The organism is Comamonas sp. C11 (assembly GCF_024496285.1).
GTDB classification, from domain to species: domain Bacteria; phylum Pseudomonadota; class Gammaproteobacteria; order Burkholderiales; family Burkholderiaceae_C; genus Comamonas; species Comamonas testosteroni_F.
Window position 1 is genome coordinate 2,457,405 of record NZ_CP101743.1, and the last position, 26,234, is coordinate 2,483,638.

The following is a 26,234-nucleotide window of genomic DNA, read 5'->3' on the forward strand; positions in this document are numbered from 1 at the left end:
TGGTTCAGGATTGAGCCACCCCTCGCAACATGGCCGCTCTTGATTCCGTATTCCGATGCGCTGTCACAGCACATGACGGCGCAATGCTTGCACCGGAGAGGGCAATAACGCACGTTGTCTGCTTGGCTGGCTGCAGTCCAGACACACTTGCTAGAAAGCCGGATTCAATTCCAGCAGCAAGTTCGAGGAGCCGGGAGTCACCGAGAACGACTGACTGTAGAGATCTCCAGCTCGTGGCATGGCTTGGCCGTCCAGCGACAGCCGCGCCTGCAAACGTAGCTCCGGGAATGACGACAGCGAAACTGCAGGGTCGAGCAGGTTCTCCGGTCCCAGCGTGAAATGTGCTGGCAGGGAGGTTGCAGGCAGGCGCAGCACTGCCACAGGTCGGGGGTGACCGTCGGCGCGAGCCACGACAAAAACCTGAGCCTTGACCAACCGGGCCGGTTCAGATGGATTGGCCTTGGAGACTGCCCATCGCAATTGTCCGCTCAGGCGGCTTTTGGAGACAGCCGCAGTCTTGGCAGTGATGCTCGAACTGTCTTCAGACGCCAAAGCCTCCAGCTTGAGCAGATCATCTTGCACTCGCAGTGCCATGTCCGATCCAGGCTCCAGCTGCATCAGCAGGGCTTGCCAGTTCTTTTTTGCCTCATCCAGCTTGCCATGGCGCACGGCTGCACTCCCTGCAAGGGCCAGAGCCTTGGGTTGATCTGGCTGCAACATCAGTGCCTGCGTTATGGCCTTGCCGGCCTCGCCATCCAGATCACCGCCCTGTGCCGATGCCAGCGCGTCGGCAAGATCGGCCCATAACCTTGCCTGGACTTCCTCATCCGCCGCGCTACGCCGCGCTTCCTGCAAAGCCCGCCGGTACGCTTGGGCCGCAGCGTCAAAGAGTTCCAGAGTTTCATAGGAGCGGGCCAGCATCACCCAGCCAGGCAGGTTCTGGGGTTGCTCCTCAAGACGCCGGGCCAGCCCGTCCACCATGGCCTGCACCTGTGCATCGCCCACCCCGTCTCCGTGCGCGCCGGGCTGCTCCTGCGCCAGCTGCGCTGCAGCCTTGGGGTCGCCAACCTGCAGGTACAAAGCGAACGCGGCGACAGGTAGCAGCACCGCCAACAACAGCGCGCTGCCACGGCGCAGCCATGGACTTTGGCGCCAGGCAACCGATGCCCGGGGTCTGTCCAGTTCGCTGAGCAGACGCCGCTGAAGTTCTTCGACCGCTTGAGCATGGTCGGTCTCGCTCAGGCGCCCGCCTGAGCGCTCCAGCTTCAACTCGGCCAACTGGGCCTGGTAGAGGCGGCGCAGCGCTTCATCAGGATCGCAGGCGGGCAATGGGAATGGGACCTCGGCCAGCAAAGGCGGCAGCAGTACCGCCAGGCTCAGCAGCATCAGGGCGATGGCACCCAGCCACAACCAGTGCATCGCAGTCATGAGCTCTCCTTCTTTGCGGCCGAGTCCAGCCACCGGCGTGCACGATCACGCTGCTCCGGGGTCAGCGGGACATTCGGCACCAGCCTGCGGCGCAGTGTTCTGCGCAACAGCACAAAGCCTCCCAGCGCGGCCAGGAAAGGGCCGCTCCACAGCAGCCAGGTCGACGGCTTCCAGGGCGGGTTGTAGCGCACAAAGGCACCGTAGCGCTGCTCGAAGAAGGCGATCACCTGGCCGTTGCTCTGTCCCTGCTCGAGCTGATGGCGGATTTCCCGGCGCATGTCCTCGGCCATGGGGGCGCGCGATTCGGCCACAGTCTGGTTCTGGCAGACGACACAGCGAAGCTGAGCGGCCAGCGCCATTTCACGATCCAGCAGTTCCTGGTCCCGAGCGGTCTGCACTGTCTGCCCGGCCTGGGCCAGCACTGCCATGCAGGCAATCAGGGCCGCTGTGCAGGCTGCGCCGGTGCTTCGCGGTTTCATTGAATACTCCTGATGACCGGCAGCAGCCGATCGCGCCATATCTCTGCGGTTACCGGGCCCACATGGCGATAGCGCACGCGGCCCTGGCCGTCAATGACAAAGGTTTCTGGCACTCCCTGTATGCCGAAGTCCATGCCCACGCGGCCATCGCCGTCCATAGCCGAGGCGCGGTAGGGGTTGCCCGCAACTTGCAGCAGCGCGCGGGCCTTGTCCGGCTGATCCTTGTAGTTCAGGCCGTAGACGGCGACCGAGTCGCGCTTCGAGAGTTCGGCCAATACGGGGAGCTCCTGTCGGCAGGGTGCGCACCATGAGGCCCAGACATTGAGCAGCCAGGCCCGGCCTCGCAGATCCTGGAGATGCAGGACCTGCCGCTGGTCCTCGAGCAGTGGGCGGTCTATGGCCGGTGCGGGCTGCTCCAGAAGTGCCGAAGGCAGGGCCCGAGGGTCACGCTGCAGGCCAAGCCCGAGCATGATGGCCAAGCCTAAAAATATTGCCAGAGGCAGGACAAAGCGCATCAGGCAGCTCCTTGCAGGGCCGGAGCGCCGGACTGACGGTGCGCTCTTTGCTTGGCTGTACGAAAACGCCGGTCCATAAGGCTCAGACCAGCGCCCAGCGCCATCATCAGTGTGCCTATCCAGACCCAGTCCATGAAAGGCTTGACCTGCAGGCGCACGGTCCAGCGCAGGCCTTGATCGTCCAGTGGATCGCCCAGAGCCACGAAAACGTCGCGTGTCCAGCCGCTGTCGATAGCGGCCTGGCTCAGCGCCATGCCCTGGGCGCGGTAAACCCGCTTCTCGGGAAACATGCTCCAGCTATCCAGCCCCGCTCGGCTGACGGTGAATTGGGCACGCTGCGCGTCATAGTTGGGGCCGGTGGCCGGACCAAGGCTGTCGAAGCGGAAGCGGTAGCCACCCGCCTCGGCAGTCTCACCCTGCGCCAGCGTGGTTTCGTGCCGGCTCTCCAGCCCGTCGGCCAAGCTTACCGCCAGCACGAACACGCCCGCTCCGGCATGGGCCATCAGCATGCCCCACCAGCCCCAGGGCTGGCGCGACAGGCGCCGACCCAGATGGCCGATTTCCAGGCCTTGTCCCAGGCGCTGCCAGATATGGGCCAGTGTACTGAGCAGGCACCACAGGCCCAGTGCCAGGCCCAGCAAGGTGGCCGGGGACAGGCGCACACCCATCCAGCCGCCAGCCAGTGCCAGCACTGCCGAGCAGGCAAGGCTCAGCACGAGGGCTACGCGAAGGCGCTGCCACAGCTCGCCAATCAGGCTGCTCTTCCAGCGCGCCACCGTGCCCACGCCCATCAGGGCCAGGGCCGGCAGCACCAAAGGCAAAAAGACGGCCTGGAAGTACGGTGGCCCCACGGAGATCTTCTCGCCGCTCAGCACATCGAGGGCCAGCGGGTACAGCGTGCCTATGAGCACCGCCAGCGCTGCAGCGGTGAAGAGCACGTTGTTGATCAGCAAAAAGGTTTCGCGCGAGAGCATGGCAAATTCCCCGGAGCCGCGGCCAAGCTCAGGTGCGCGCCAGGCGAACAGCCACAGCGAGGCGCCCACCACAGCCACGATGAAGCACAGGATGAAGAGCCCCCGCCCTGGGTCCACGGCAAAGGCATGAACCGAGGTAAGCACGCCTGAGCGCACGAGAAAGGTACCCAGCAGGCTCAGTGAAAATGCGCAGATGGCCAGCAGGGCCGACCAACTGCGGAAGGCTCCGCGCTGGTCGGTCACGACCAGCGAATGCAGCAGGGCCGTTCCCACCAGCCAGGGCATGAAAGAGGCGTTTTCCACCGGATCCCAGAACCACCAGCCTCCCCAGCCCAGCACGTAGTAAGCCCAGGCGCTGCCTAGCAGAATGCCCAGCGTCAGAAAGCCCCAGGCCGCCAGCGTCCAGGACCTCGACCAGCGCGCCCAGGCAGCACCCAACTCGCCCGAGATCAGTGCCGCCAGCGCGAACGCAAAAGGTACGGCAAAGCCCACATAGCCCATGTACAGCAGCGGCGGATGCAGCACCATGCCGGGGTCTTGCAGCAAGGGATTGAGATCCTTGCCTTCGGCAGCTGCGGGGATCAGGCGCACAAACGGATTGGAGAGAAACAGCAGGAACAGCAGCAGGCCCACACTGATCCAGCCCAGCACGGCGAGCACGCGCGCCACGAAGGCCGGCGGCAGGTCTCGGCTGCGCCAGGCCACCGCCAGGGTCCAGCCCGAGAGCATGAGCTGCCACAGCAGCATGGAGCCTTCATGCCCACCCCAGAAAGCTGCCAGCTTGTAGGCCATGGGCAGGTCGCTATGCGAATTGGCCGCCACATACAGCACTGAGAAGTCTTCGCGCCAGAAGCACCAGAACAGGCTGGCCGAGGACAGCACGCACAGTAGACATAGCAGCAAGGCCGCAGGCCGGGCCAGCTTTACCCAACTCGCCAGTCCCCAGTGGGCTCCGGCAAGCGGCAGCACCGCCAGCAGTACTGCCGTGACCAGGGCTAGTACCAGAGCGAACACGCCGAGTTCAGCGATCATGTATGGCCTCCCTTGGTGGCGGTATGGGCACTGTCCTGGCCGGTTTCCTTGACAGTGACATCCCCGTCAGATTTTTCTGGCGGCTTTCCGGCGGCGTTTTTCAAGGCATGGGCCGCTTCGGGCGGCATATAGTTCTCGTCGTGCTTGGCCAGCACCTCGGAGGCATGAAAGGTTCCGTCCGCCTGCATACGGCCCGATACCACCACGCCTTTGCCCTCGCGGAACAGGTCGGGCAGCAATCCCCGATACTGCACAGGCACACTGCGCACTTCATCGGTCACGGCAAAGCGCAGCAGCATTCCGTCGCCGCTGCGCTGCAGCGAGCCTTGCTCCACCAGGCCTCCCAGGCGAAAGGCTGCACCATGCGGAACCTCGCCCGCGTGAACCTGGCTGGGGCTGTAGAAGAACATCACATTGGAGTTGAGTGCTCGCAGCACCAGCGTGACGGCCACGGCCACCAGCGCAAGTCCTGCCAGCACCCACAGCAGGCGACGCTGGCGCGGCTTCATGGGGTCTCCCTGGTTGCGAGTCCGGATGCGGCCTCGGCTTTCAGGCGACGGCTGCGCACAAAGATGCTGACCAGCTCGATGCCCAGCGCCATCGCGCTCACACCGTAGGCCAGAGCAATGAAAAAAGCATGATCCTGCATTACAGACTCTCCTCGCGGGCTCGCTCCAGAATCAGGCAACGTGTCCGTACCAGAGCGACGGCCAACGTATAGGCCCAGCAGGCCAGTGCCATCAGCAGCATGCCGGCCAGCATGGTGTGTGTCATGCTGGGAGCTGTATCCATGCGGATACTCGCACCCTGATGCAGGGTGCTCCACCACTGAACCGAGAAATAGATGATGGGAACATTGACCACGCCAGCAAGCAGCACGATGGCGCCAGCGCCATCGGCCCGACGCGAATCTTCTATGGCCGAGACCATGGCCATATAGCCCAGATACAGGAACAGCAGGATCAGCTCCGACGTCAGACGGGCATCCCATACCCACCAGGCTCCCCAGGTCGGCTTGCCCCAGGCAGCCCCGGTCCACAAGGCGATGGCCGTGAACAGCGCACCTGTAGGTGCCAGGGCCCTTGCCAGCAGGGGGGAAAGGCGGGTGCCGTAAATCAACCCCAGGGCAGCATGGAGCGCTGCCACCAGATAGATGAACATGGACATCCAGGCGGCCGGCACATGCAAAAAGATGATGCGGTAGACCTCGCCCTGTTGGTGATCCGTAGGTGCCAGTCCAAATCCGACCCATAGACCCGCAGCAGCTAGCACGGCAGCCAGCACAGCCATCCAGGGCCACAGCTTGCCTGCCCAGTGGTAAAAAACCGGGGGCGAGGCCAGCTGACGCCATTTGCGGCTGCTGGACCCTGTCGCAGGCGTAGGTGATGCATTGGAAGTAAGGGAATTCATATCACTCCAGCGCGAGGCGCAAGGCCGCTGCTATTGCCCAGGGACCGGCCAGTAACGCCAGGCACAGGCAGGCACCCAGCAGATTGAGAGCAGGCGCTGCACTCAGCCCTTGCTGCGCCTGGGCTACGGCATGGCTGCCAAAGATCAGGATGGGCACGCTCAGCGGCAGCACCACCAGAGCCAGCAGCAACTGCCCCCGCACACCCAGTGTCAGTGCTGCGCCCAGAGCCGCCAGCAGGCACAGGCTGGGCGTTCCCAGGGCCAGCGATGCCAGCAGAATGCCGATCACCGCCCCATCCAGGCCGTACTGCCAGCCCAGCAGGGGAGCCACCAGCAACAATGGCAACACGCCCAGCAACCAGTGCGCGGCCACCTTGAGGCCCACCAGCAGCGGAAGGGGCGCAGGCGCCAGCAACCACTGTTCCAGCGACCCGTCGGCCATGTCGCTCTCGAACAGCCGGTGCTGCCCCAGCAGCACGGCCAGCAAGGCCGCGACCCACACAATGCCCGGTGCAATCTGCCTCAGCAAGGCCGCGTCCGGCCCCAAAGCCAAGGGGAAAAGACTGCCTACCAGCACAAAGAAGAACAGCCCGCCCAAGGCATCGGAAGGCCTTCTAGCGGCCAACTTCAACTCTCTTGCACACACAGCTATCAGCAAACAGCCACCTGCTCATTCTTTGCGGTCGTGACCACGGAGCGGGATAAATCCAGCACCGACACCCGGGGCGTCGGCAGCACCAGGTTGCGGTGCGAAGCCACCACGGCCATTCCTCCGGAGGCCAGATGCTGCTCCAGTGCCTCGCCCAGATATTGTTCGCCCTGGACATCCAGGCAGTTGTCGGGTTCGTCCAGCAACCACAGCGGACGCTCGCCCAGCAAAACACGGGCCAGCCCCAATCGCCGACGCTGCCCCTGGGACAGGCGGCCAAAAGGCCGAGCGACGACTTCCGTCAAAGACAAGGCCTGCAAAACGGCTTGCACGCGTGCTTCATTCCAGCTCACTGCCATCAGATCCAGCGCAAAGCGCAGATTCTCCATCCCTGTCAAGGCGTCACTCATTCCAGCCTGATGTCCCATATAGGCCAGTTGTCGCTGGTAGGCCGGATCCTGGGGAGACAGCGTACCGCCGCACCACTGGAGGCTTCCAGTACGCCATGGCAGAAGGCCGGCCAGACAACGCAGCAGGCTGCTTTTGCCCGCGCCGTTATGACCTCTGAGCATCAGGAGTTGACCGCTACCGAGTTCCAAACCCCGATCGCGCAGCACCACCCGGCCGCCGCGTACACAACCCAGGCCGGATATGCAAAGAAATCTGGAAGCAGCCGTGCCCAAGCCATTCATCCCGCTACTGCACTGACGCAACCGACGCCTCAGCTGGCCCTGGCACTTTCTGACCTGGCGTGTCGCTGGGGCCCTGTCCGGGAGGAATGTGAGGCAGCTTGTGGGCAATGCCCTTGTGGCAGTCGATACAGGTTTTTTCCTTGCTGGCCAAATAGGTGCTGTGCATGTTCTGCGCACGCAAACTCTGCCGCGTCATATCCATGGAGTCGTAGTTGTGGCAGTTGCGGCACTCCAGCGAATCGTTGGCCTTGAAGCGAGCCCACTCGTGCTGTGCCAACTCCAGCCGCTTGGCTTCGAATTTTTCAGGCGTGTCTATCGTTCCGAAGATCTTGCCCCACACTTCCTTGGAGGCCTGCATCTTGCGAGCGATCTTGTCGGTCCAGTCGTGCGGCACGTGACAGTTGGAGCACACGGCGCGTACGCCCGAGCGGTTGGTGTAGTGGATCGTGCTCTTGAGCTCGGCAAACACGTTGTCCCGCATCTCATGACAACCCGTGCAGAATTTCTCCGTATTGGTCAGCTCCATGGCGGTATTGAACGCGCCCCAGAAGAGAATGCCGCCGATGAAGCCGCCGATGGTCAGAAAGCCCAGGCTGAAATGTACGCTGGGGCGGCGGATCACCGCCCAGTAGCGCTTGAGAAGTGTCAACATAGATGAGCCTCGTGCGCCGCAGCGTCAGTTTTTCTTGGATGCCTTGCCCGACTGGGACTGCAGGGCCTTCAGAATCACGGTATCCACGTCTTCGAAGGTGTTGCTGACCAGAGGGCGGACGGCATCCTGAGCCACATGGCATTGCTGGCAGAAGTAGCGTCGCGTGGATACCTGCCCCAACATGCGCCCGTCGCGATCCATATAGTGCGTGACCGATACCGGCACGGCCTGCGAGGTCTCGGCCTTGGTTCGCGAGTGGCAGTCCATGCATTTGTTGAAGTTCTTGTCTACCTGATAGCCGTCCACGCGATGGGGAATCGTGGGAGGTTGCCAGGTGTAGTTGCGCGTGCGGCGCACGTCATCGTTGACGGCATTGCCAAGCACTGGTGGCTTGGTCGCCTGCATGATGGGCGTAGGGCCGCGCGCCGAGTCATAAAAGGTCTCCGCGATAGCGGCTGGCGTCCAGGCCATACCTATATTGAGCATGAGCAGCATGCCCACAAGACGGACGAATTTGCGGACGAAGTTCATGGTCAGCCTCTCTTTCGTCAAACCTTGGTGACCTTCACAGCGCACTTCTTGAAGTCCGTCTGCAATGAAATCGGGTCGGTCGCATCCAGCGTCACCTTGTTGATCAGCTGGCTGGCGTCGAACCAGGGGACATAGACCAATCCGCGCGGGGGCTTGTTGCGGCCGCGGGTTTCGACGCGCGTGCGCATGGAACCGCGCCGCGAGGACAGCTCAACTTCGCTGCCGCGGCGCACGCCCAGTGCCTTGGCATCGTCAGGATGCATGTAGCACAGTGCGTTAGGCACGGCACGATGCAGCTCGGGTACGCGCCGGGTCATTGATCCTGAGTGCCAGTGTTCAAGCACTCGGCCCGTGGAAAGCCAGAAAGGGTAATCCTTGTCCGGAGCCTCCGCCGGTGGTTCGTATGGCAAGGCAAAGATGTTGGCCTTGCCGTCGATATTGCCGTAGAACTGGTAGCCCGTACCAGCTTTCACATAGGGGTCCGAGCCTTCGCGGTAACGCCAGAGCGTTTCCTTGCCGTTGACCACGGGCCAGCGCATGCCGCGCACCTTGTGGTACTGGTCGAACGGTGCCAGATCGTGGCCATGGCCACGGCCGAACGAGGCGTACTCCTCGAACAGACCTTTTTGCGGATAGAAGCCAAAGGCCTTGGCTTCCTCGTTTTCATAGGCAGGGTCCATGTCGGCCAAGGGGAACTTGTCCACGTTGCCGTTGCGGTACAGCACCTCGAACAGGGTCTTGCCGCGCAGCTGGGGCTTCTTGGCCAGCAGTTCCTCGGGCCAGACTTCCTCGACCTTGAAACGCTTGGAAAACTCCATCAATTGCCACAGGTCGGAGCGCGCCTCGCCAGGAGCCTTGACCAGTTGGTGCCAAAAGTGGGTGCGGCGCTCTGCATTGCCGTAGGCGCCTTCCTTCTCGACCCACATGGCCGACGGCAAGATCAGATCGGCGGCTACGGCCGTGACGGTGGGATAGACATCGGAGACCACCACGAAATTGTCAGGATTGCGGTAGCCCGGGTAGCCTTCCTGCGCTAGGTTGGCGCCGGCCTGTATATTGTTGTTGACCATCACCCAGTAGGCATTGAGCCTGCCGTCCTTGAGCGCACGGTTTTGTTCCACGGCATGGTAGCCGGGCTTGGGTGGAATCGTGCCTTCGGGCAGCTTCCAGATGGTTTCAGCAGTCTTGCGATGTTCTGGGTTAGTCACCACCATGTCCGCTGGCAGGCGGTGCGAGAAGGTGCCCACCTCACGCGCTGTTCCGCAGGCAGAAGGCTGACCCGTCAGTGAGAACGGGCTGTTGCCGGGGGTGGCGATCTTGCCCAGCAGCAAGTGGATGTTGTAGACCATGTTGTTGGCCCAGACACCGCGTGTGTGCTGGTTGAAACCCATGGTCCAGAACGACACCACCTTGCTATTGGGGTCCGCATAGAGCTCGGCAAGAGCCTTGAGACGGTTGGCCGGTACACCTGTGAGCTTGGTTGTGTACTCGAGCGTATAGGTGGATACGAACTTGGCGTATTCCTCGTAGTTTATTGACTTGGCACCGTTGGGGTCCTTGGCGTTCTTGGCCGCCTTCTGCAGAGGGTGCTCGGGACGCAACCCGTAGCCGATATCGGTGTTGCCGAGCTTGAAATTGCAGTGCTTGGAGACGAAGTCCTTGTTGACCCTGCCTGTGGTGATGATGTGGTTGGCGATGTAATTGAGTATGGCCAGATCGGTCTGAGGCTTGAAGGTCAGAGACATATCCGCCAACTCATAGGAGCGGTGCTCGAAGGTGGACAGCACGGCCACCTTCACGCCTGGTGTGGACAGGCGCCTGTCGGTCACGCGCGTCCACAGCACCGGATGCATTTCAGCCATGTTCGAGCCCCAGAGCACAAAGGCAGTCGCTGCCTCGATGTCGTCATAGCAACCCATGGGCTCGTCCATGCCAAAGGTGCGCATGAAGCCGGCAACTGCCGAGGCCATGCAGTGGCGTGCATTGGGATCAATGTTGTTGGTGCGAAAGCCTGCCTTGAACAATTTGGAGGCTGCATAGCCCTCCCATACCGTCCACTGGCCGGAGCCGAACATGCCCACTGCGTCGGCCCCCTTGGCCTTGAGCGTCTTTTTGAACTGCTCTGCCATGACGTCGAAGGCGGTATCCCAGGAAACCTGCTGGAACTCTCCATCCTTGGCGTAGCGACCATTCTTCATGCGCAGCAGCGGCTTTGTCAGACGGTCACCGCCATACATGATCTTGGACAGGAAGTAACCCTTGACGCAGTTCAGCCCCCGGTTGACCTCGGCCTCAGGGTCACCCTGAGTGGCCACCACGCGGTTGTCCTTGACGGCCACCATGACGCCGCAACCTGTACCGCAAAAGCGGCATGGCGCCTTGGACCACTTCAGATCGGCGGCCATTGCACCTGCATCCTGGGACAGAACTTCTATGGGTATGCCTGCAACGGCCCCTGCGGCTGCGGCTGCAGATTGACGGACAAAATCACGCCTAGTGCTAGTCATGTGTTACCTCTTGGTTTAGCGACTGCCAGTTCTCAACATGCTGATAAACCAGGGATGCGTTGATTACGCCATCAAGCAGCTCAATCTGAGACACGCAATCAAGTATTTCCCTTGCATGGGGCGCTTCCAAGGTCACCACCAGCTTGCCGGCCGGATGACTTCCATGTATTTGGGCGCCTTTGATCGTGACGATGCCAGCAGCTACTTGTGCCAATGCCTGGGGAAGCACATGCACAACCAGACTGGTGATATGCAGGTCGGTGTGAGTTTCAATGGGCTCAGATTCTTCATGCATGTGGGGGGCCACCGATGATCATCTGATAAAACCAGATTGCAAAGCCATAAGCCGCAATCAGTACAACGGCCAATATAGGCGCCATAACAACTGCGAGAAATGCGAAGCTGCGCCACTCCTCGGCACGAGTCGATTCAGGCTGAGGTTCTGTCATTAGCAATCTCCCTTGGCTTGGATGTCCGAGCATCCGTGATTTGGCGATAGAGATCCGATAACGAACTTTGCCACGAGATTACATACAAATTTGACTCGCAACAAGACTCTTCTCGACTCGTTGCTTCGCATCAATTCCTTCATTAAGATTTCATTAAGTCAATTGACATTCAAGTAAATGCCTCGGGCGTTGAATCGTCCGGCTGTACTAGACATCTCTGAGTCTCAGATCTGAGGCACCAGTAGGAGGTGCCATGACGGACAAGCAGCCATGCCCCGAAGAGTTCAAGATTGAAGCGGTCAAGCAGATCACTGAGCGAGGCCACCGAGTGGCCCATGTATCTGCCGGATCGGCGTGAGCCAGCGCAGCCTGTACAAGTGGATCAAGCTTTATGCAGTGCCCGCACCTGAGCGATAGGCGCAGGCATCTCAAACCGAGGAGTTGAGGCGACTAAAGGCAGAACCTCAGCGAGTGAGCGAGGAGCGCGACATCCTAAAAAAGCTGCCGCGTACTTTGCCAGGCAGTCCAGGTGAGGTATTCATTTATCGAGCGCCATGAGCAGGAGCACAGTATGTGGAGCATGTGCAAGGTAATGCAACTGCACTCCAGTGGCGACTATGCGTGCAAGACAGCACTTCAGAGTCCGCGGACTAGGGACGACCTAAGGCTGCTTGGCTTGCTCAAGCAGGCATGGCTTGAGAGCGGTGGTGTCTAGGGCTACCGCAAGCTGACGCCGGATATGCGCGACCTTGGAGAGCGCTGCGGCAAGCACTATGTGGCACGGTTGCTCAAGCTGGAAGGTTTGCCTTCGCAGACGGGTTATGGCCGAAGGCCAGGAGTACACGCTGAAAAGCCAGCCTTGATTGCCCCCAACCACTTGCAGCACCAATTTAAGGTGGCCCAACCCAATCAGGCCTGGGTCACAGACCTCACCTACATCCGAACCCACGAAGGCTGGTTGTACCTGGCCGTTGTGGTCGATCTGTTCTCATGTCAGGTGGCGGGTTGATCCATGGGCAGTTGCATCGATGGGTTGAACTCACCCAGTTCACAGGCCAAGAATGGCAGGCCTTCCTGCGGGACCAGAGCCTAAAATGTTCTACAACTCGCGGCGCCGTCATTCGTCGGCAGCAGGGCTATCGCCCATCGAGTTTGAACAGCGCCATTCCCAACGGCTCAAGAGCGTCTAGCCAAGCCGGGGCGATTCATGGACGTACGGCAAGAGTGCTTTGTGGATGCGGACTCAGTGAACGTCGAAGAGGCTTCCAAAGACGATCTGGCTGCGACCGTGCTTCGCGATCCTGCAGCGGAGAACCTGTTAGTTCCTTTTCTCTGCTACAAGGGCTTTCACGCATCTGCAATACCACAGGGTTGCACACCATCTCTGGAACTCGGGGAGAACCACGCTAGCGCGCCTGCTGCAGAGCTGGGTTTCCGGGCTCTTTGGTATAGATATCCATCCCACTGTTGTGGTAGGCCGGCGTGTCTTCATCGACCATGGCACGGGGATAGTCATCGGCGACGATGTGTCTATTCTTCAGAAGGTCACCTTGGGAGGAACCGGCAAGGAACAAGGGGACCTGCATCCGAAGATACGGGATCGCGCGTTCATTGCGGCTGGTGCAACGATTCTGGGCAACATCGAAATTGGATGGGGCGCGATCGTAGGTGCAGGAAGTGTCTTGCTCGAATCGGTCCTGCCATATGTGACAGCTGTAGGCATTCCTGCTCGCGTTCTGGGCCCGAGCCGCACGGGATAGTTGTGCGCTAAACAGTGGTTGCAAACATGCACAGTATCTGCTAAAAGGAATCGTTATAAATGTTATTGATTATTGTTCGTGTTTGCGGCGAGGCAGACATAGCGGATACCTCATCATGGAAGGCGCAACGCACACATCAACCGCATCTTCGCCTGCTGCGGAGGCTGACTACGGCGTAGTCACGCTGCAGCCAGGGCTGGCTGTTTGCCATACGGTTGCAAGCAGCCTGGACGCTGTCGCCACTAGCAAAACATTTGAGGGTGACTGCGAGTTCATCCATCTCAACTGCCAGTTGGCGGGCAAGTTCTCTGGCAGGGTTGGGCGCCATCCGTTGGACTTCACCTGCGGGGAAGTCTCGCTCGGATTCTCCGCGGGCGAGCAATTCCAAGTGCAGCACTGCGAGCATTTTCAGAATTTAACGGTGATGGTTACACCAAACCTTCTCTGCGAGCTCGCGGGTGAGGAAGTGCGAAACATGTTTGGAACCGGCAGCGCTCTTGGATTCTTCGTACGGTGCGCGGGACGCTGCCGAAGATCGATTCGGTCGGCTCAAAGCGTTGTCAATCTCCTAAGTGAAGCGCCAGATCAGCGTCTCCTGCTGCATGCTGCCACCCTCGATTTCCTACATTGGCATCTTGCTGCGTTCCGCAACTGCGAAGACTGCAGACGGCTTTCCGCACGTGAATGCCACCAGTTGGAGAGCGCCCGGGCATTGCTGCTCCAGGATCTGAGTGCTCCCCCTACCATTCCCGAACTTGCAAAGGCGGTTGGCATGAACCAGTGCAAACTCAAAAAAACCTTCAAGGATCACTTCGGCAGTACCATCTACGCCCTGTTTCAAGAGAAGCGGATGGCCAACGCCCAGCAGCTGTTGCAGAGCCATAACGTGACCGAGACGGCAATGATTCTTGGTTACTCCAATGTCAGTCATTTCAGTACTGCGTTCATGAAGCAGTTTGGGAGCTTGCCGAGCAAGGCTCGCGAGACTGTCGCCATCAACTACAAAGTGACATCGACCTGAACCAGCGCTCGAAACTCATTCGAGATGGCCATCGGGACCATTCACGACGCTGCATATCTTCTTGCTTGGGGAAAGCTGCTGCGAAGCTGGTGATCAGGCCGAAGTCGACGACGGGGTTGACGCAACTCAGGCTCACGTCAATCTGAGAGTCTCCGACAGGTCTTTGGCGATCCCGAAATCGGCAACCTTGCATTCATCGACGCCGTTGATGAGTAGAAGCGACAATCAGGCTGCATGGCCGATGCGCATCTCGCCATTGCCCCCAACTAGCAGCACATCCGCCAATTTTTCTCAGACATCAGTAGGGAAACGTTTGTAGCGGATTCCTGCCTGCTCCCCGTTTGGGGCTGCGGTGAAGTGGCAGCTTCACAGTTCCCGCTATCGCTGGGAACTAACGGAGGCTTCACGCCCTCTCCACTCAGAACAGGACATTCATGCCGAGACCCAGAGTCCGGCCCCGCCCGGGTGCACCAATAATGGCGTCCATCCCGCCGGGCGTGTATGCCGGGATTCGGTAGCCGTACAGTTCATACTGCTTATTGAGCAGGTTGTCGGCCCAGAAGTAGATCTCGGTGCCACGACTTCTGAGGCCAACCCTGAAATCCATCTTGTTGTAGGCTCTCAAATCAAAGCTGTTCTGGGGCGTTGCCGCTCGGCTGCCCACGTATCTGTTGGTGAGCTGGGCATGCAAGACCGGGGACGAAAGCCCAAACATCGAGCCTATAGGCCTTTGGTAGGCGACGGACAGGGTGCCTCCCCAACGCGGTACTTCGGGGACGTCGTTGCCCCACGCGACACCATCAGCATTGCTGCCATCACCGCCACCCTTAATCTTGGCTCGAGTGTATGCAACACCGCCGCTGACGCTCCATGCATTGTCGATGTGCCAGTACACATCAGCCTCCAGTCCTTGGCTGGTCACGTCCCGGTTACTCTTGTGGGTCGCCATGGTCTGCGGGTCAAACATCAGCAAATGATCGTTCTTAACCTGATTCAGGAACATTGTCACATTGAAGGCCAGCCGTCGATCGGCATTTTCATACTTGAGGCCCGCTTCGTAGCTGTCCACCTTCCCTGGCTTGTAGGGTGCGTCGGGGTGGCCATAGGTGAAGCCGACACCTTCCTCGTCAAAGCCGCCAGACTTGTAGCCGCGGGCATAAACGCCGTAGAGGTTCCACTGGGGATTCAGGGCATGACTGAGCCCGATACGCCCGGTGGCATAGCTGTCGAAAAGAGATTGGGAATCCCAAGCTTCACGAATAGGGCTGGGGTTTTCCGGGTTTGCCTTCCAGTGTGCGCGGTAGTTCTTTTTTTCCCTGGTGTATCGTCCTCCCAAGGTGAGCTTGGTCTCATCAGTAATCGGGAGGGTCGTTTCTGCAAACAGTGCATGCGCTCTTGAGCTGAGATCCCTGTTGGCGCTGGATGCAGCAGGATTGTCCAGAAAGTAGGTGTCGTAGGAATTGAATCGGTCCATGTCTCGATCCGATTGATAGATGTTCGTGCCCAGGACCCAGAACGTCTTTGCCTCGGGGTGTGAACTCAGGCGAAGTTCATGGTTGAAGACGCGTTCGCGAATCATGTTGTGCCACGTTGCGTCTGGGCGGAAGCCAATCAGTCGCGTGTAAGTGCGGCCCTCGTAAATAGGTGTCGTGCTGCGATGGCGTGTTCTCGCAAATCCGGTCAGTGCCGTTACTCGCACGTTGTCGAAGGAATGGGTGAATTCGGCACTGTATCGATCGACCTCGCGGCGGTTCTGCTCGCTGCCCGGCGGGATATCGCTCTGGGGAGGGTCGCCATACGGATACAGGAGATACACCCAATCACGATGCTTCAACACTTCGCGACCTGCGCTCAGGTGGAGGACGGAAACTGGTCCGATATCCCAACGCAGGCTTGCTCTTGAACTGAAGTCGCTCGGCTTGTTCAGTGGCTTGCCGGTTTGGCTGTTCTCGATGTAGTTGTCGGAACCCGATCCACGAATTGCCAGACGTGCCGACACAGACTCAGACAGTGGACCACTGACCATGCCTTCCAGCAGCCGCTGACTATCCTGGCCGATCTCGCCACGCAAGCTGCCCTCGAAGTACTGAGTCGGCTTGCGCGTCACCACGTTGACTGCACCGGCCTCGGCATTGCGTCCGAACAGGGTGCCCTGGGGCCCCTTGAGCACTTCCACTCGTTCCACGTCCAGGATGTCCAAAGTAGCGTTGGACGCCGACATTGGCATGCCGTCGACACTGATCACCACAGAAGTGTCGTCGCCGCTGATCTTCTGCAGCGCACCGACGCCGCGCATACGCAGCGTCGTGTTGGCGAGTCCCATGTTGGTGACCACGTCAACGCCCGGTGTTTGGCGCAAGACATTCTCCAGGCTGTACAGGCGCCGCTCTTCGGCTTCCTCGCCGGTCACGACGGTGACGCTGAAAGGGAGATCCTTGGCCTTTTCCTCAGTGCGGCGAGCAGTGACGTTCACTGCAGGCAAGCTGACAGTCATTTCGTCTTCCTTGGACTTGATCTCTTGCGCCAGTGCGACATCGGGTACAGGAGCGCACGCTGCCAGAATCAGCGCCATCAGACGCTTTCGACGAGACGGAAAGTGTTTAATCATGGTGAAAACCTGCTAGGTGAATCAAGTCCTTGCTCTGCGCGACAGCGGGGGCGGCAGGCATTGCTTCGTGCGCGCGGTGCCCTGGTCGTAGCGGGCCAACCGGCAAGCAATAAGGCACCAGCCTTCCCTCGAGACTGCGATCGATGCGTTGTGTGACGAGACCAAACAACCGCTCGCTCAGTTGGGAGTCGACGACATCAAGTGGAGCTCCGTCGGCGAGGATCTGGCCATCCCGCATGGCCAGCAGGCGGTCGGCGTATTGGCAGGCCTGATTGAGGTCATGCAGGGCCATGACGATGGTCAGTTGACGCTGTCGCTGCAGCTTAGCCAGGAGTTCCATCAGTTCCGCCTGGTGGCCCATGTCCAAGTAAGTGGTGGGCTCGTCCAGAAGAATGATGTTCGACTCCTGGACCAGAATCATTGAAATCCAGGCCCGCTGCCGTTCCCCTCCGGAAAGGGAAGCGACATCCCGGTCGTGCAGGTGCCCGATGCCGGTGGCATTCATGGACCAACTGATAACCTCATGGTCGTAGGCCGACAGCCGAGAAAAGATGCCCTGGTGCGGATAACGGCCATGAGCGACCAACTGGCGTACGCTGACCCCCTTCGGCGTGGCCGGCGACTGGGGAAGAAAAGCCAATCGTCGGGCTAGCGCTTTGGGATTCCATGCGGTCAGGGGCTTTCCTTCCAAGCTGACTATTCCAGTTGCAGGCTTGCGCAGGCCCGCCAGTGTCCGGAGAAGTGTGGATTTTCCGCAGCCATTGGGTCCGATCAGGCACACCGTGCTGGCGCGTTCGAGCTGCAAACTGGGCACTTGAACCACGTCGCGAGAGCCGTAGCTCAGTTTCAATTGGCTGGCGGTCAGAGTCATAGGCGGAGGCTCCGTTGGCGGTGTAGAAGCAGGAGGAAGACCGGGATGCCGAGCAGTGTCGTCAGTGCGCCGGCGGGAATTTCCAAGGGGCTGATCAAAGAGCGCGCAAGCAGGTCGGCGCCGAGCATCAGCAGGCCGCCCACGAGCATGTTTACGATGAGAAGCCGGCGCGCATCCGATCCGGCAAGCAGACGGGATAGATGCGGGGTCACCAAGCCAACAAAGCCGACCGGCCCCGTGACCGCGACTGCGCTGGCGGAGAGAACAACGGCCACGGCGATGGCCATGGCCTTCCAGAACATTCCACGCATGCCAAGACCGGCGGACACTGCATCTTCCAGGCGCAGCAGTGCTAGCGGTCGAAGCAAGATCAAGGTGCCGACAACGCCAGCTAGACACCATGGCCAAAGCACCTGCAAATGCAGGAAGTCCCGGCCATACAAGCTGCCAGCCAGCCATATAAGCGCGATCTCCGTGCGTGCGCCGCCCCAGGCGACAACGGTCCACATCACCAGGGCATTGAGCACGGCGCCTACGGCAATGCCATTGAGCGTGAGGCGTGTGGGACAGAGCTGGGCGCGCCACGACATGCCAAGCACGAATCCGGATGCCGCCAGACCACCGAGCAGCGCGACGATCGGCAGCCAGAGCATCATCGCTGCGTGGCTGGTACCGATCAAGGAGTCGGCCTGGGTCACGTCAGCAAGCAGCAGCACGGCAATGACTGCGAGTCCTGCACCACTGGATATGCCGATGACGCCGGGATCGGCGAGCGGGTTACGTATGACGGCCTGCAGGATCAGGCCGGCCGTGGCTAGCTGCAACCCGACGAAGATGGCGAGCAAGGTCCGCGGCAGCCGCAGTTGCCAGAGCAGGGCGCTTTCCAGGGACGCGCTCCGCCGCAAGAGCAAGCCCTCGAAAACATGTCCGGGCGATAGTGGTACGGCGCCCCAGAACAATGAAGCCAGCACCAGCAGGAGCAGCGCGGTGCTCAGCAGCACCAGCGTTACCGCAAATCGGCTACGCATCTGCTACCTCCTGCTTGCCGATAAGGCAGACGAGTACCGGCCCACCCAGAAGCACGCAGAGGACTCCTACCGGCACCTCCTGCCATTTGGCGGCGAGATCGGCCGTGCATACCAAGCAAGCTCCCACCAGTGCGGATAGCGGCAGCAAAAGCCTGTAACGGACACCCTGGGTACCCAAAGCGAATCGGACAATGTGTGGTGCGACCAAGCCGATGAAGGTAATCGGACCTGCAGCCGCCACAGCTGCAGCAGCAAGCAACACCACGACGATGCCGAACAGGAGTCGCCACGCCGTCACGCGCATGCCCAGCGAGGCGAGAATGTCCTCGTCCAGGATCAGTGCGTCCAGCTTTTCGGCAAACACCAGGCCGAGAAGCAATCCTGCCGCCGTCCAGGGCCATAGCACTGCAACGTGTTCCCACGTGCGATTGATCAGGCTGCCGGTCAGCCAGTAGTAAATGCCATTCACTTCCACGTTGGCACACACCAGCATCACGACGATGGCCGCAGCAAAGAACAGATTGACGCTCATTCCGGTCAGCGTTAGATGCATTGGATCCAGCCGGGCGCTCATGCCGATTGCAAGGGTGAGCATCGCTGCAACGATTCCACCAAAGGTCCCGACTGCGAGCTCGCTGGTCGTGGGGAGGCTGAAGTACGTCATGCACAGAGCCATGGCAAATGCCGCCCCAGCCGTAACACCGAGCAGCCCAGGCTCTCCCAGCGGGTTGCGGGTGACTGCTTGAACGACGGCGCCCGCCAGCCCCAACGCAGCCCCTACCAACATTCCGGTCAGCAAGCGAGGCAGGCGCAACTCGCGAACCACAAAGGCAGCATCGGTTCCGTCATCGCGGAGAAAGGCCTGCATGACACCGGGAAGCGGGACGCCGAAGTCACCCAGTACCAAGGAGCCAACCACCGCCACGCCGATCGTGAGCAGGCTCAGGCATGCCACGCGGAGCGCGCGCGAACGCAGTGAGACTCTGGTCCGTGCATCGATTGCGCACATATCCATTTCGGTCAGCGCTCGAAATCCATTGGCTTGGCGCGCGCAGCCACAGGGACTTCCAGGGGCAGGGGGTACGTGGCTGGGTAAAGCAGGTGCGCCATTTCGTGCATTACCAGCCGTCGTGCAATCGGGCCATGCGACATGACGTACTGATCTCCGACCCTCCAGGCGCGTCCGTTCTGGACCGCCTTGAGACGCTTCCAGGCTGGATGGTTGACGAACGGGCCGTCATCTCCCTTGAACGACAGAATCACATCCGGATTCAGCCGCAGCAGTGTCTCCATGGTCATCACGGCAGAGTCCGCGGATTCCATGTCCTTTGGCGGATCGCCTTGTGCGTTGATCGCCCCCAGCCGCTGCATGATGTGCGTTGTCAGGTGGTTGCTATAGTAGGCATACGGAACATTGCCCCAATGCCAGAGGAATACCGCACTGACCTTGCCGGGCGACCGCTTGCCCGCAGCCTCGAGTTCGGTCAGGAAGCGTCTGTTCATTGCCACTCCCTGGCTGTCGGCACCGAGCGCTTGCGTCGTCCTCGCCACTGCACTCAGTGAATGCTCCAGCGTGATCAGATCGAATGCGAGAAATGCCCCTGCTTCCTCGATCTTCTTGGCAAATGGCTCGGTATAGGTCCGTAGGCCAATGGTCAAGTCTGGAGCTAACTGAGTCAGGACTTCAAGATTCGTCTGATGCACCTCGCCCAGATTCACGGCCCCGACCACTGAATCTCCCAGAAAGGCTGATTGCTTGTTGTTCAGTGTCGATAGTCCCGAGACCTTGCGATCAAGCGCTGCCATGACATCGGCCCCGAAGGTTGATACCGATGCGACAGATCGTGGCTCCGACTTAATGATGACGGGCTTGTTGCGATCGTCGACGATGGTTCGCGGATAGCCCTGAGCCTGCGCAGCAACTGCTCCCACGGCGAGGAGCAGCAACAGAAATGATCGAGCCGTACGCATGGAGAATTGCCTTCCCAAAATCCAGACAGGACATCAATGTGTCCCGGATGGCCTTGCCACAGCTACCCAAATCGGAAATCACTGCGTTGGCAACTGCTGCCGGTTTGGGGTGGCGGGTTGGTATCGGGCGCGCGTACGCTGCCAGCATTCCCTCTATTTGACGAATCCCCATGGGCAATATCTTCAATCGCATGGGCGCATTGCATATGCTGTTTGCGCTCTCGGCAGGCCGCCGGTGGGCCATCGCGTGCGCCTTGGTGGTGACGCTGGTCGCGGTGCTGGCGGAGTTGACGCCTTTCGTTGTGCTGCTTCGCGCGGTCGAGGTTCTGCTCGCGGATTCGCATGCCTTCGGCAGCGAGGTGCTTGCGTTGGCGCCGTGGCTGATGGGCGGTATAACGTTGAAATATGTTGCCTATGGCATCGCCTATCTGATCAGCCATCACGCGGCCTACGACATCATGGAGCAAACGCGCAGCCGTCTGGTCGCGAGCCTGGATGCGGCTCCCTTGCACTGGGTCCATGCACAGGGTTCTGGTGCGCTAAAGCAGTCAGTGATCCAGGATGTCGAACGTATGGAGGCGTTCATTGCCCATCACTCCGTAGAAGTGGCTGCCGCAGTGTTGGCGCCGGTATGTGCCACGGTCGCTTTGCTTTGGATCGACTGGCGCCTTGCGCTTGCTGCCTTGACGGTCGGGCCCTTGGCATTGCTAGCGTCCTCGTTTGTCATGCGCGGCGCCGGGCAGTACCATGACCGCTTCAACCAAGCGACGGCCAGCCTGAACAATGTGACCGTCGAGTACCTGCGCAATATGCCGGTTCTGAAGGTGTTCTGCCGGAGTGCTTCCGGTTTTCGGCTGCTGCAGCGACGTCTTCGCCAATACTACCGGCTCGCCGACCGGATTACCCGGAACGTCGTTCCTGGCTGGGCACTGTTCACGAGCGTGCTGGGCGCTCATCTGTTGTTCTTGCTGCCATTAGGCGCTTGGCTCCACGCGCGCGGCGACGTCAGTATTGCTCAGGTCGTAGTGGCGGTGCTGCTCGGGGCGGGACTCTTTCGCCCCTTGCTCAAAGTCAACCGATTCTTCATGGATATCCCGCCCATTCTTGCGGGTCTGCGGCGAATGGCTCCCATCTTGGCGTTCCGCCGCCAACAAGGCGGTGCCCGACTGGCGGCCGATGTGCCTATCCAGGTCAAGCTCGACCAGGTCAGCTTCGGGTACGGTGATCGCCAGGTGCTGAAGGATGTGAGCTTGTTATTGGCTCCCGGCACATTCAACGTGTTGCTGGGGCCTTCCGGTTCTGGCAAATCAACCATCGCGCAGCTAATTGCCGGCCTGCTGGCGCCGGACACAGGATCTGCCACCATCAATGGTCAAGCCATCACCTCGCTTGCAGATGAAGATCGTGCTTGCCTGATCGCGCTCGCCACCCAAGACGTATTCCTGTTCAGTGGTTCAGTGCGCGACAACTTGGTGTTGGCGCGACCGGACGCATCCGAGGTCGAAATCCGTCGAGCTGTTCGTGTGGCCCAGGCGGAGGCGCTCATTGATGCGCTGCCCGCAGGCTACGACACTCAGGTCAATGAACTCGGTTCCCGCCTATCAGGCGGTGAGCGCCAGCGTCTGGCTGTCGCGCGGGTGTTGCTTGCCGATACCGCGGTGCTGGTGCTGGACGAGTCCACGGCATTCGCCGATAGCATGACGCAACGTGCATTCTTCCAGGCCTTGCTTGCCGAGTACCCGGAAAAGACCTTGCTCGTTGTGGCGCACAGGCTATACGGGATCGAGCATGCTGACCAGATCCTGGTACTCGAGGCGGGAAAGCTACGTTTGCGCGGGAACCACGATCAGCTGACGCGAGAGAGCGAGCACTATCGATCAATGTGGACCTACGAGGAATTGGCGGAAAGCTGGAGCCTGCGTGGAGAGGATGCGTTGAGCGCTCCGTTGGCCGCAACGGGAGGTTGAGAACATGGGAAAGCTCAATTCCTGGGGCAGCATTCACCGGATCGTCCGCAACAGCGGTGCATCCACTTCGCCTCTGGCGCTGGGGCTTGCACTTCGTGTCCTGGAGCGTTGCTGTGAAGTGTTTCCTTATCTGCTCTGTTGGTTGTGGCTGGGCGCTGTCCTGGACAGGCCTCTACCCGGCTTCTCCTGGGTGTCCAGCCCGTACTGGCTAGCGTTTGGACTGATATGCCTGTTCGCGTTGCAATGGGGCTTCGCCTTCGGCGGGCAAAAGCTCTGTTTCCTGAGCAGCTATCAGATCATCGGAAAATACAGAGAGCAGCTGCTTGAGCGGGTCCGCAATATGCCCATCGGGCAGCTCAGGGACCGACAGGTGGGGCATATGGCCGACCTGCTGACCGATGATATCAACCGCGTCGAATCCATTTTTGCCCATGCTCTGGCGGATCTCGTGGCAGCGGCGGGCCTGGCGCTGACGGCGATCCTGCTGCTGGCAGCTATCGAGTGGCGGCTTGCATTGGCTCTCGCTGGGTTCGTTCCTGTGGCAATGCTGGTATTAGTGGCAAGCCAGAAGCTGTTCGAGCAAACCGTCCTGCGCAAGCACTCACGGTTCAATGCGGCTTCCGGAATGCTGGTGGAGTTCATCGGTGGCCTGCCGACCCTGCGGCTCTTTAATCGCGTTCCGGCATGGATGCATAGGCTCAACAACGCCTTTTCCGAGTTGAAACCATTGAGCCTGGGCATCGAGAAATGGGGTGGAGGGCCAGTCACGCTTTTTCGGTGGATGGTCGAAAGTGGCTTGGTTCTCCTATTTCTAGCTGGTGGCTGGAGCCTGCTCGCAGGCGATTATCCAGTGCTGGCCTGGCTGGCCTTCTTTCTGCTGTCCTACAAATTCATCGGGCCACTGCTGGAACTGGCCGAGTATGTAGTCATGATCCGGCACGCCAGCCAGAGCGAAGTCAAGCTCAACGAAATTTTGGAAATCGAAATTGTGCGCGAGCCGGCCTCGGCTAAGTGTCTTGGCAACTTGGCTCTGCAGTTCGACAAGGTGTCGTTCTCCTATCGCGATCAGCCTGTCTTGCGTGATATCTGCTTCATGGTTCCAGCCGGAAGTGTGACTGCCGTTGTCGGACCATCCGGTGCGGGAAAGAGCACGCTATTGAATTTAATCGCGCGTTTTTACACGCCCGACAGTGGCGCAATGCGGATTGGTGGCGTTGACCTGCGGGATATCTATTCCGATCAGCTGTATGGCTTAATCAGCATGGTCTTCCAGCATGTCCAACTGTTTAACGGCAGCATCATCGAGAATGTGCGTGCCGGTCGCGAGGATGCCAGTGACCAGGATGTGTTGCTCGCGTGCGAAGCAGCCAACTGCAACGAGTTCATTGCGAGACTCCCCGACGGCTACCAGACGCAAGTAGGTGAGTCGGGGTTCAGTCTATCAGGAGGGGAGCGCCAGCGGTTGTCTATTGCCCGGGCGCTGCTGAAACGCGCGCCCCTGCTCCTGCTGGATGAGATGACCGCCTCAGTCGACCCACGCTCTCAGCATGCCATCCAGACATCGCTTGGCCGGTTGGCGGCTGGCCGTAGCGTCATCATCGTCGCGCACCGGCTAAGCACCGTCAGGCATGCAGATCAAATTCTGGTTCTGAATGAAGGCGCTTTGGTAGAGGCTGGAGTCCACCAAGAGCTTGTCAACCGTAATGGGCTATATGCGTCGATGTGGAAGGCGCAGGTGTCCAGTACATAGATGTTGCTGAGCCTGTGCATGGCTGAATGTGGAAAAACTCCTTTCTGGGTCTTTCTGAGCCCCTGCGGGTAGCGGACATACCTCTTGTCTCAATAGGCTTTCGTGCATGTTCGCTCAACGCGATCTACATGCCTGAGCACATCCGTGTTCACCGGCCTGAATCGCCCCGGCTGTACTAGACATCTTCCAGCCTCAAATCTGAGGCCCAATAGGAGGTGCCATGAGGAACAAGCAGCCATGCCCCGAAGAATTCAAGATTGAAGCGGTCAAGCAGGGATATTTCAGTCCTTGAAGAATATCCGGCGATGGGGCATGAGGCTTGAACGTAAAAATGACTGGAAGTCACTGATTACGAAGTACACATGGAGAAGCCACGGTCAGGGCTCATTTGCCCATTGGCTAGCTAGGACAGGCCATTGCGCTGCACATGCTGTACCAGAAAATCAAGAAATATCCGGGTCTTGAGAGGCAGGTGTGTGCGGTGTGGGTAATAGGCATAAAAGCCCGGAAAGCTTGCCCAATAGGGCTTCAGCACTTCAATCAACTGGCCTGTGTTGAATGCGTCGGTCATGGATTCGTGCCAGCCGGTAATCACCCCGATGCCATCCAGGGCTGCGCGCATGGCCGTGTCACTATGGTTGACTGTCAGTGGCCCGCTCACGGAGCGCTCGCTCAGCTTGCCGTCGATATTGAACTCCCACTTGTAGACTGCGCCGCTGCTGCTCATGCGGTAGTTGATGCATAGGTGCTGCTCCAGCTCATCGGGGTGCCCGGGTGTGCCGTGTGTTCTGAGATAAGCAGGAGATGCACCGAAGCACATGGTCAGATCCTGTGTGAGTGGCACGGCAACCATGTCGCCCTCCAGTGACTCGCCATTGCGTATGCCGACGTCAAATCCTTCTCGCACGATGTCCACAAAGCCGTCGTCATAGACCAGCTCGACGTGAATGTGCGGATGCAGTGCAAAGAACTCGGCGAGCATGGGCTCGACGAGCACCTGGCCTGCAGGATGAGAGATGGTGAGGCGCAGCGTGCCGCCTTCGACGCCCGCTTGCAGTTGAAGATCTTCGGTCGCTTCGCGCAGGTTGGTGAGAGCCGGGGAAATGCGCTCCAGATAGATTCTTCCGGCTTCTGTCAGATTGAGGCTGCGCGTTGTTCGATCGAACAGGCGTACATCCAGACGGGTTTCCAGCTTCTTGATCGTCTGGGACAGTGCGGCCGGTGTGACCCCGATGGCGTGGGCGGCATAGGTCAGACTGCGATGCTGAGCTACCTGCTCAAAGGCGGCCAGATAGGCGAGTATTTCGGGCTTCATGGCTTCTATTTTTAAGTGAAACTTAATAACTTAAATAGATTGCCTGGCTTTTTCTTTTGCATTGCCTGGCGCACACTGCCTCTGCTTCGCGCGATGCATGCGCCCGTGCGGCAGCTCCTGTGTTGAAAAGCAAATAAGAAAGCACTCCCCATGCCTGTCAAATTCACTCTCAACGGCAAGCCCGCATCGGCCGATGTGGATTCTTCAACACCCATTCTCTGGACCCTGCGTGACACGCTGGGTATGACAGGGACCAAATTTGGTTGCGGCATGGCCATGTGTGGAGCATGCACTGTGCATCTGAATGGCCAGGCCATCCGTTCTTGCATTACGCCCATATCGGCGGCGCAAGGGCAAAAAATCGACACCATCGAAGCACAGGCTGCCGACAAGGTGGGAAAGGCTGTCGAGGATGCGTGGGTTCGCAACGATGTGGCGCAATGCGGCTATTGCCAAAGTGGGCAAATCATGAGTGCGACGGCGTTACTCAAAAGCAATCGCCAGCCCAGCGATGCAGATATCGATGCAGCCATGGCGGGCAATATCTGCCGCTGCGGTACTTATGCACGCATCCGTGCAGCCATCCACGATGCTGCCAAAAGCCTGTCGGTCTAAGAGAAGGAGT

The 26,234-nt window shown here is 59.8% G+C and carries 25 protein-coding genes and 2 pseudogenes; 7 read left to right on the forward strand and 20 right to left on the reverse strand.

The features are described from left to right. Nucleotides 1–150 precede the first annotated feature (150 nt). The 14 genes from ccmI to NOX35_RS11330 are packed head-to-tail and all read right to left on the reverse strand — an operon-like array spanning nt 151 to nt 11,318. Nucleotides 151–1,428, reverse strand: coding sequence for a c-type cytochrome biogenesis protein CcmI (gene ccmI / locus NOX35_RS11265; protein WP_256496649.1), 1,278 nt, complete (start codon nt 1,426–1,428; stop codon nt 151–153). Beyond that, complete coding sequence (locus NOX35_RS11270; protein WP_182286734.1) at nt 1,425–1,907, reverse strand: cytochrome c-type biogenesis protein; 483 nt, start codon at nt 1,905–1,907, stop codon at nt 1,425–1,427. Before NOX35_RS11270 ends, ccmI begins: the two co-directional genes overlap by 4 nt. Beyond that, the gene (locus NOX35_RS11275; protein ID WP_256496650.1) at nt 1,904–2,422 is read right to left on the reverse strand and encodes a DsbE family thiol:disulfide interchange protein; all 519 of its coding nucleotides are present in this window, start codon (nt 2,420–2,422) and stop codon (nt 1,904–1,906) included. Before NOX35_RS11275 ends, NOX35_RS11270 begins: the two co-directional genes overlap by 4 nt. Further along, nucleotides 2,422–4,428: a heme lyase CcmF/NrfE family subunit gene (locus tag NOX35_RS11280; RefSeq protein ID WP_256496651.1), complete on the reverse strand. Its 2,007-nt coding sequence runs from the start codon at nt 4,426–4,428 to the stop codon at nt 2,422–2,424. The genes NOX35_RS11275 and NOX35_RS11280 overlap by 1 nt, the downstream gene beginning before the upstream one ends. Beyond that, nucleotides 4,425–4,937: a cytochrome c maturation protein CcmE gene (gene ccmE / locus NOX35_RS11285; protein ID WP_182286737.1), complete on the reverse strand. Its 513-nt coding sequence runs from the start codon at nt 4,935–4,937 to the stop codon at nt 4,425–4,427. Before ccmE ends, NOX35_RS11280 begins: the two co-directional genes overlap by 4 nt. Then, on the reverse strand, nt 4,934–5,077 hold the full coding sequence (gene ccmD / locus NOX35_RS11290; RefSeq protein ID WP_087863608.1) for a heme exporter protein CcmD: 144 nt from the start codon (nt 5,075–5,077) through the stop codon (nt 4,934–4,936). Before ccmD ends, ccmE begins: the two co-directional genes overlap by 4 nt. After that, nucleotides 5,077–5,838, reverse strand: coding sequence for a heme ABC transporter permease CcmC (ccmC, locus tag NOX35_RS11295; protein WP_256496652.1), 762 nt, complete (start codon nt 5,836–5,838; stop codon nt 5,077–5,079). Before ccmC ends, ccmD begins: the two co-directional genes overlap by 1 nt. 1 nt (nt 5,839) lies before the next feature. Next, the gene (gene ccmB, locus NOX35_RS11300; protein WP_232538254.1) at nt 5,840–6,436 is read right to left on the reverse strand and encodes a heme exporter protein CcmB; all 597 of its coding nucleotides are present in this window, start codon (nt 6,434–6,436) and stop codon (nt 5,840–5,842) included. A gap of 53 nt (nt 6,437–6,489) precedes the next feature. Further along, on the reverse strand, nt 6,490–7,179 hold the full coding sequence (gene ccmA, locus NOX35_RS11305; protein ID WP_182286739.1) for a heme ABC exporter ATP-binding protein CcmA: 690 nt from the start codon (nt 7,177–7,179) through the stop codon (nt 6,490–6,492). A 4-nt stretch (nt 7,180–7,183) separates the two neighbouring features. After that, nucleotides 7,184–7,831, reverse strand: coding sequence for a cytochrome c3 family protein (locus tag NOX35_RS11310; protein ID WP_003070157.1), 648 nt, complete (start codon nt 7,829–7,831; stop codon nt 7,184–7,186). 24 nt (nt 7,832–7,855) lie between these two features. Further along, nucleotides 7,856–8,362 carry a nitrate reductase cytochrome c-type subunit gene (locus NOX35_RS11315; RefSeq protein WP_182286740.1) on the reverse strand — a complete coding sequence of 169 codons (507 nt, stop codon included), beginning with the start codon at nt 8,360–8,362 and terminating at the stop codon, nt 7,856–7,858. A gap of 17 nt (nt 8,363–8,379) precedes the next feature. Then, nucleotides 8,380–10,869, reverse strand: coding sequence for a periplasmic nitrate reductase subunit alpha (gene napA, locus NOX35_RS11320; RefSeq protein WP_034363267.1), 2,490 nt, complete (start codon nt 10,867–10,869; stop codon nt 8,380–8,382). Beyond that, entirely contained in the window at nt 10,862–11,164 is a 303-nt protein-coding gene (locus tag NOX35_RS11325) for a chaperone NapD (RefSeq protein WP_223305786.1), read from the reverse strand. Before NOX35_RS11325 ends, napA begins: the two co-directional genes overlap by 8 nt. Continuing rightward, complete coding sequence (locus tag NOX35_RS11330; protein ID WP_182286741.1) at nt 11,157–11,318, reverse strand: periplasmic nitrate reductase, NapE protein; 162 nt, start codon at nt 11,316–11,318, stop codon at nt 11,157–11,159. Before NOX35_RS11330 ends, NOX35_RS11325 begins: the two co-directional genes overlap by 8 nt. 253 nt (nt 11,319–11,571) lie before the next feature. Here NOX35_RS11330 and NOX35_RS11335 point away from each other — a divergent pair. The 4 genes and pseudogenes from NOX35_RS11335 to NOX35_RS11340 all read left to right on the forward strand — a co-directional run bounded on the left by NOX35_RS11335 (nt 11,572) and on the right by NOX35_RS11340 (nt 14,099). Beyond that, nucleotides 11,572–12,508 (forward strand): annotated as a pseudogene (locus NOX35_RS11335) (IS3 family transposase). A gap of 17 nt (nt 12,509–12,525) precedes the next feature. After that, nucleotides 12,526–12,660: pseudogene (locus tag NOX35_RS28770) on the forward strand (hypothetical protein); the annotation flags it as partial. 184 nt (nt 12,661–12,844) lie between these two features. Beyond that, nucleotides 12,845–13,078, forward strand: a complete 234-nt coding sequence (locus tag NOX35_RS28775) for a hypothetical protein (protein WP_371878532.1) — start codon at nt 12,845–12,847, stop codon at nt 13,076–13,078. A gap of 115 nt (nt 13,079–13,193) precedes the next feature. Further along, nucleotides 13,194–14,099 carry an AraC family transcriptional regulator gene (locus NOX35_RS11340; RefSeq protein ID WP_256496653.1) on the forward strand — a complete coding sequence of 302 codons (906 nt, stop codon included), beginning with the start codon at nt 13,194–13,196 and terminating at the stop codon, nt 14,097–14,099. Between the two features lie 418 nt (nt 14,100–14,517). Here NOX35_RS11340 and NOX35_RS11345 read toward each other — a convergent pair whose 3' ends face one another. Genes NOX35_RS11345 through NOX35_RS11365 form a run of 5 tightly spaced genes read right to left on the reverse strand, consistent with a single transcriptional unit; the run spans nt 14,518 to nt 20,577 of the window. Continuing rightward, on the reverse strand, nt 14,518–16,707 hold the full coding sequence (locus NOX35_RS11345) for a TonB-dependent receptor (protein WP_256496654.1): 2,190 nt from the start codon (nt 16,705–16,707) through the stop codon (nt 14,518–14,520). Then, nucleotides 16,700–17,578, reverse strand: a complete 879-nt coding sequence (locus tag NOX35_RS11350) for an ABC transporter ATP-binding protein (RefSeq protein ID WP_182286744.1) — start codon at nt 17,576–17,578, stop codon at nt 16,700–16,702. The genes NOX35_RS11345 and NOX35_RS11350 overlap by 8 nt, the downstream gene beginning before the upstream one ends. Next, nucleotides 17,575–18,606, reverse strand: coding sequence for an iron ABC transporter permease (locus NOX35_RS11355; protein WP_256496655.1), 1,032 nt, complete (start codon nt 18,604–18,606; stop codon nt 17,575–17,577). The genes NOX35_RS11350 and NOX35_RS11355 overlap by 4 nt, the downstream gene beginning before the upstream one ends. Further along, on the reverse strand, nt 18,599–19,621 hold the full coding sequence (locus NOX35_RS11360; RefSeq protein ID WP_256496656.1) for an iron ABC transporter permease: 1,023 nt from the start codon (nt 19,619–19,621) through the stop codon (nt 18,599–18,601). Before NOX35_RS11360 ends, NOX35_RS11355 begins: the two co-directional genes overlap by 8 nt. Nucleotides 19,622–19,626: 5 nt before the next feature. Beyond that, on the reverse strand, nt 19,627–20,577 hold the full coding sequence (locus NOX35_RS11365) for an ABC transporter substrate-binding protein (protein ID WP_256496657.1): 951 nt from the start codon (nt 20,575–20,577) through the stop codon (nt 19,627–19,629). A gap of 170 nt (nt 20,578–20,747) precedes the next feature. On the opposite strand from NOX35_RS11365, the gene NOX35_RS11370 reads away from it, so the two are divergent. Then, nucleotides 20,748–22,544 carry an ABC transporter ATP-binding protein gene (locus tag NOX35_RS11370; protein WP_256496658.1) on the forward strand — a complete coding sequence of 599 codons (1,797 nt, stop codon included), beginning with the start codon at nt 20,748–20,750 and terminating at the stop codon, nt 22,542–22,544. Nucleotides 22,545–22,548: 4 nt separating this feature from the next. After that, complete coding sequence (locus NOX35_RS11375) at nt 22,549–24,294, forward strand: ABC transporter ATP-binding protein (RefSeq protein WP_256496659.1); 1,746 nt, start codon at nt 22,549–22,551, stop codon at nt 24,292–24,294. Between the two features lie 403 nt (nt 24,295–24,697). On the opposite strand, the gene NOX35_RS11380 is transcribed toward NOX35_RS11375, so the two are convergent. Beyond that, nucleotides 24,698–25,609, reverse strand: coding sequence for a LysR family transcriptional regulator (locus NOX35_RS11380; protein ID WP_256496660.1), 912 nt, complete (start codon nt 25,607–25,609; stop codon nt 24,698–24,700). A gap of 150 nt (nt 25,610–25,759) precedes the next feature. On the opposite strand from NOX35_RS11380, the gene NOX35_RS11385 reads away from it, so the two are divergent. Further along, the gene (locus tag NOX35_RS11385) at nt 25,760–26,224 is read left to right on the forward strand and encodes a (2Fe-2S)-binding protein (RefSeq protein WP_182286751.1); all 465 of its coding nucleotides are present in this window, start codon (nt 25,760–25,762) and stop codon (nt 26,222–26,224) included. The last annotated feature ends 10 nt before the right edge of the window (nt 26,225–26,234 follow it).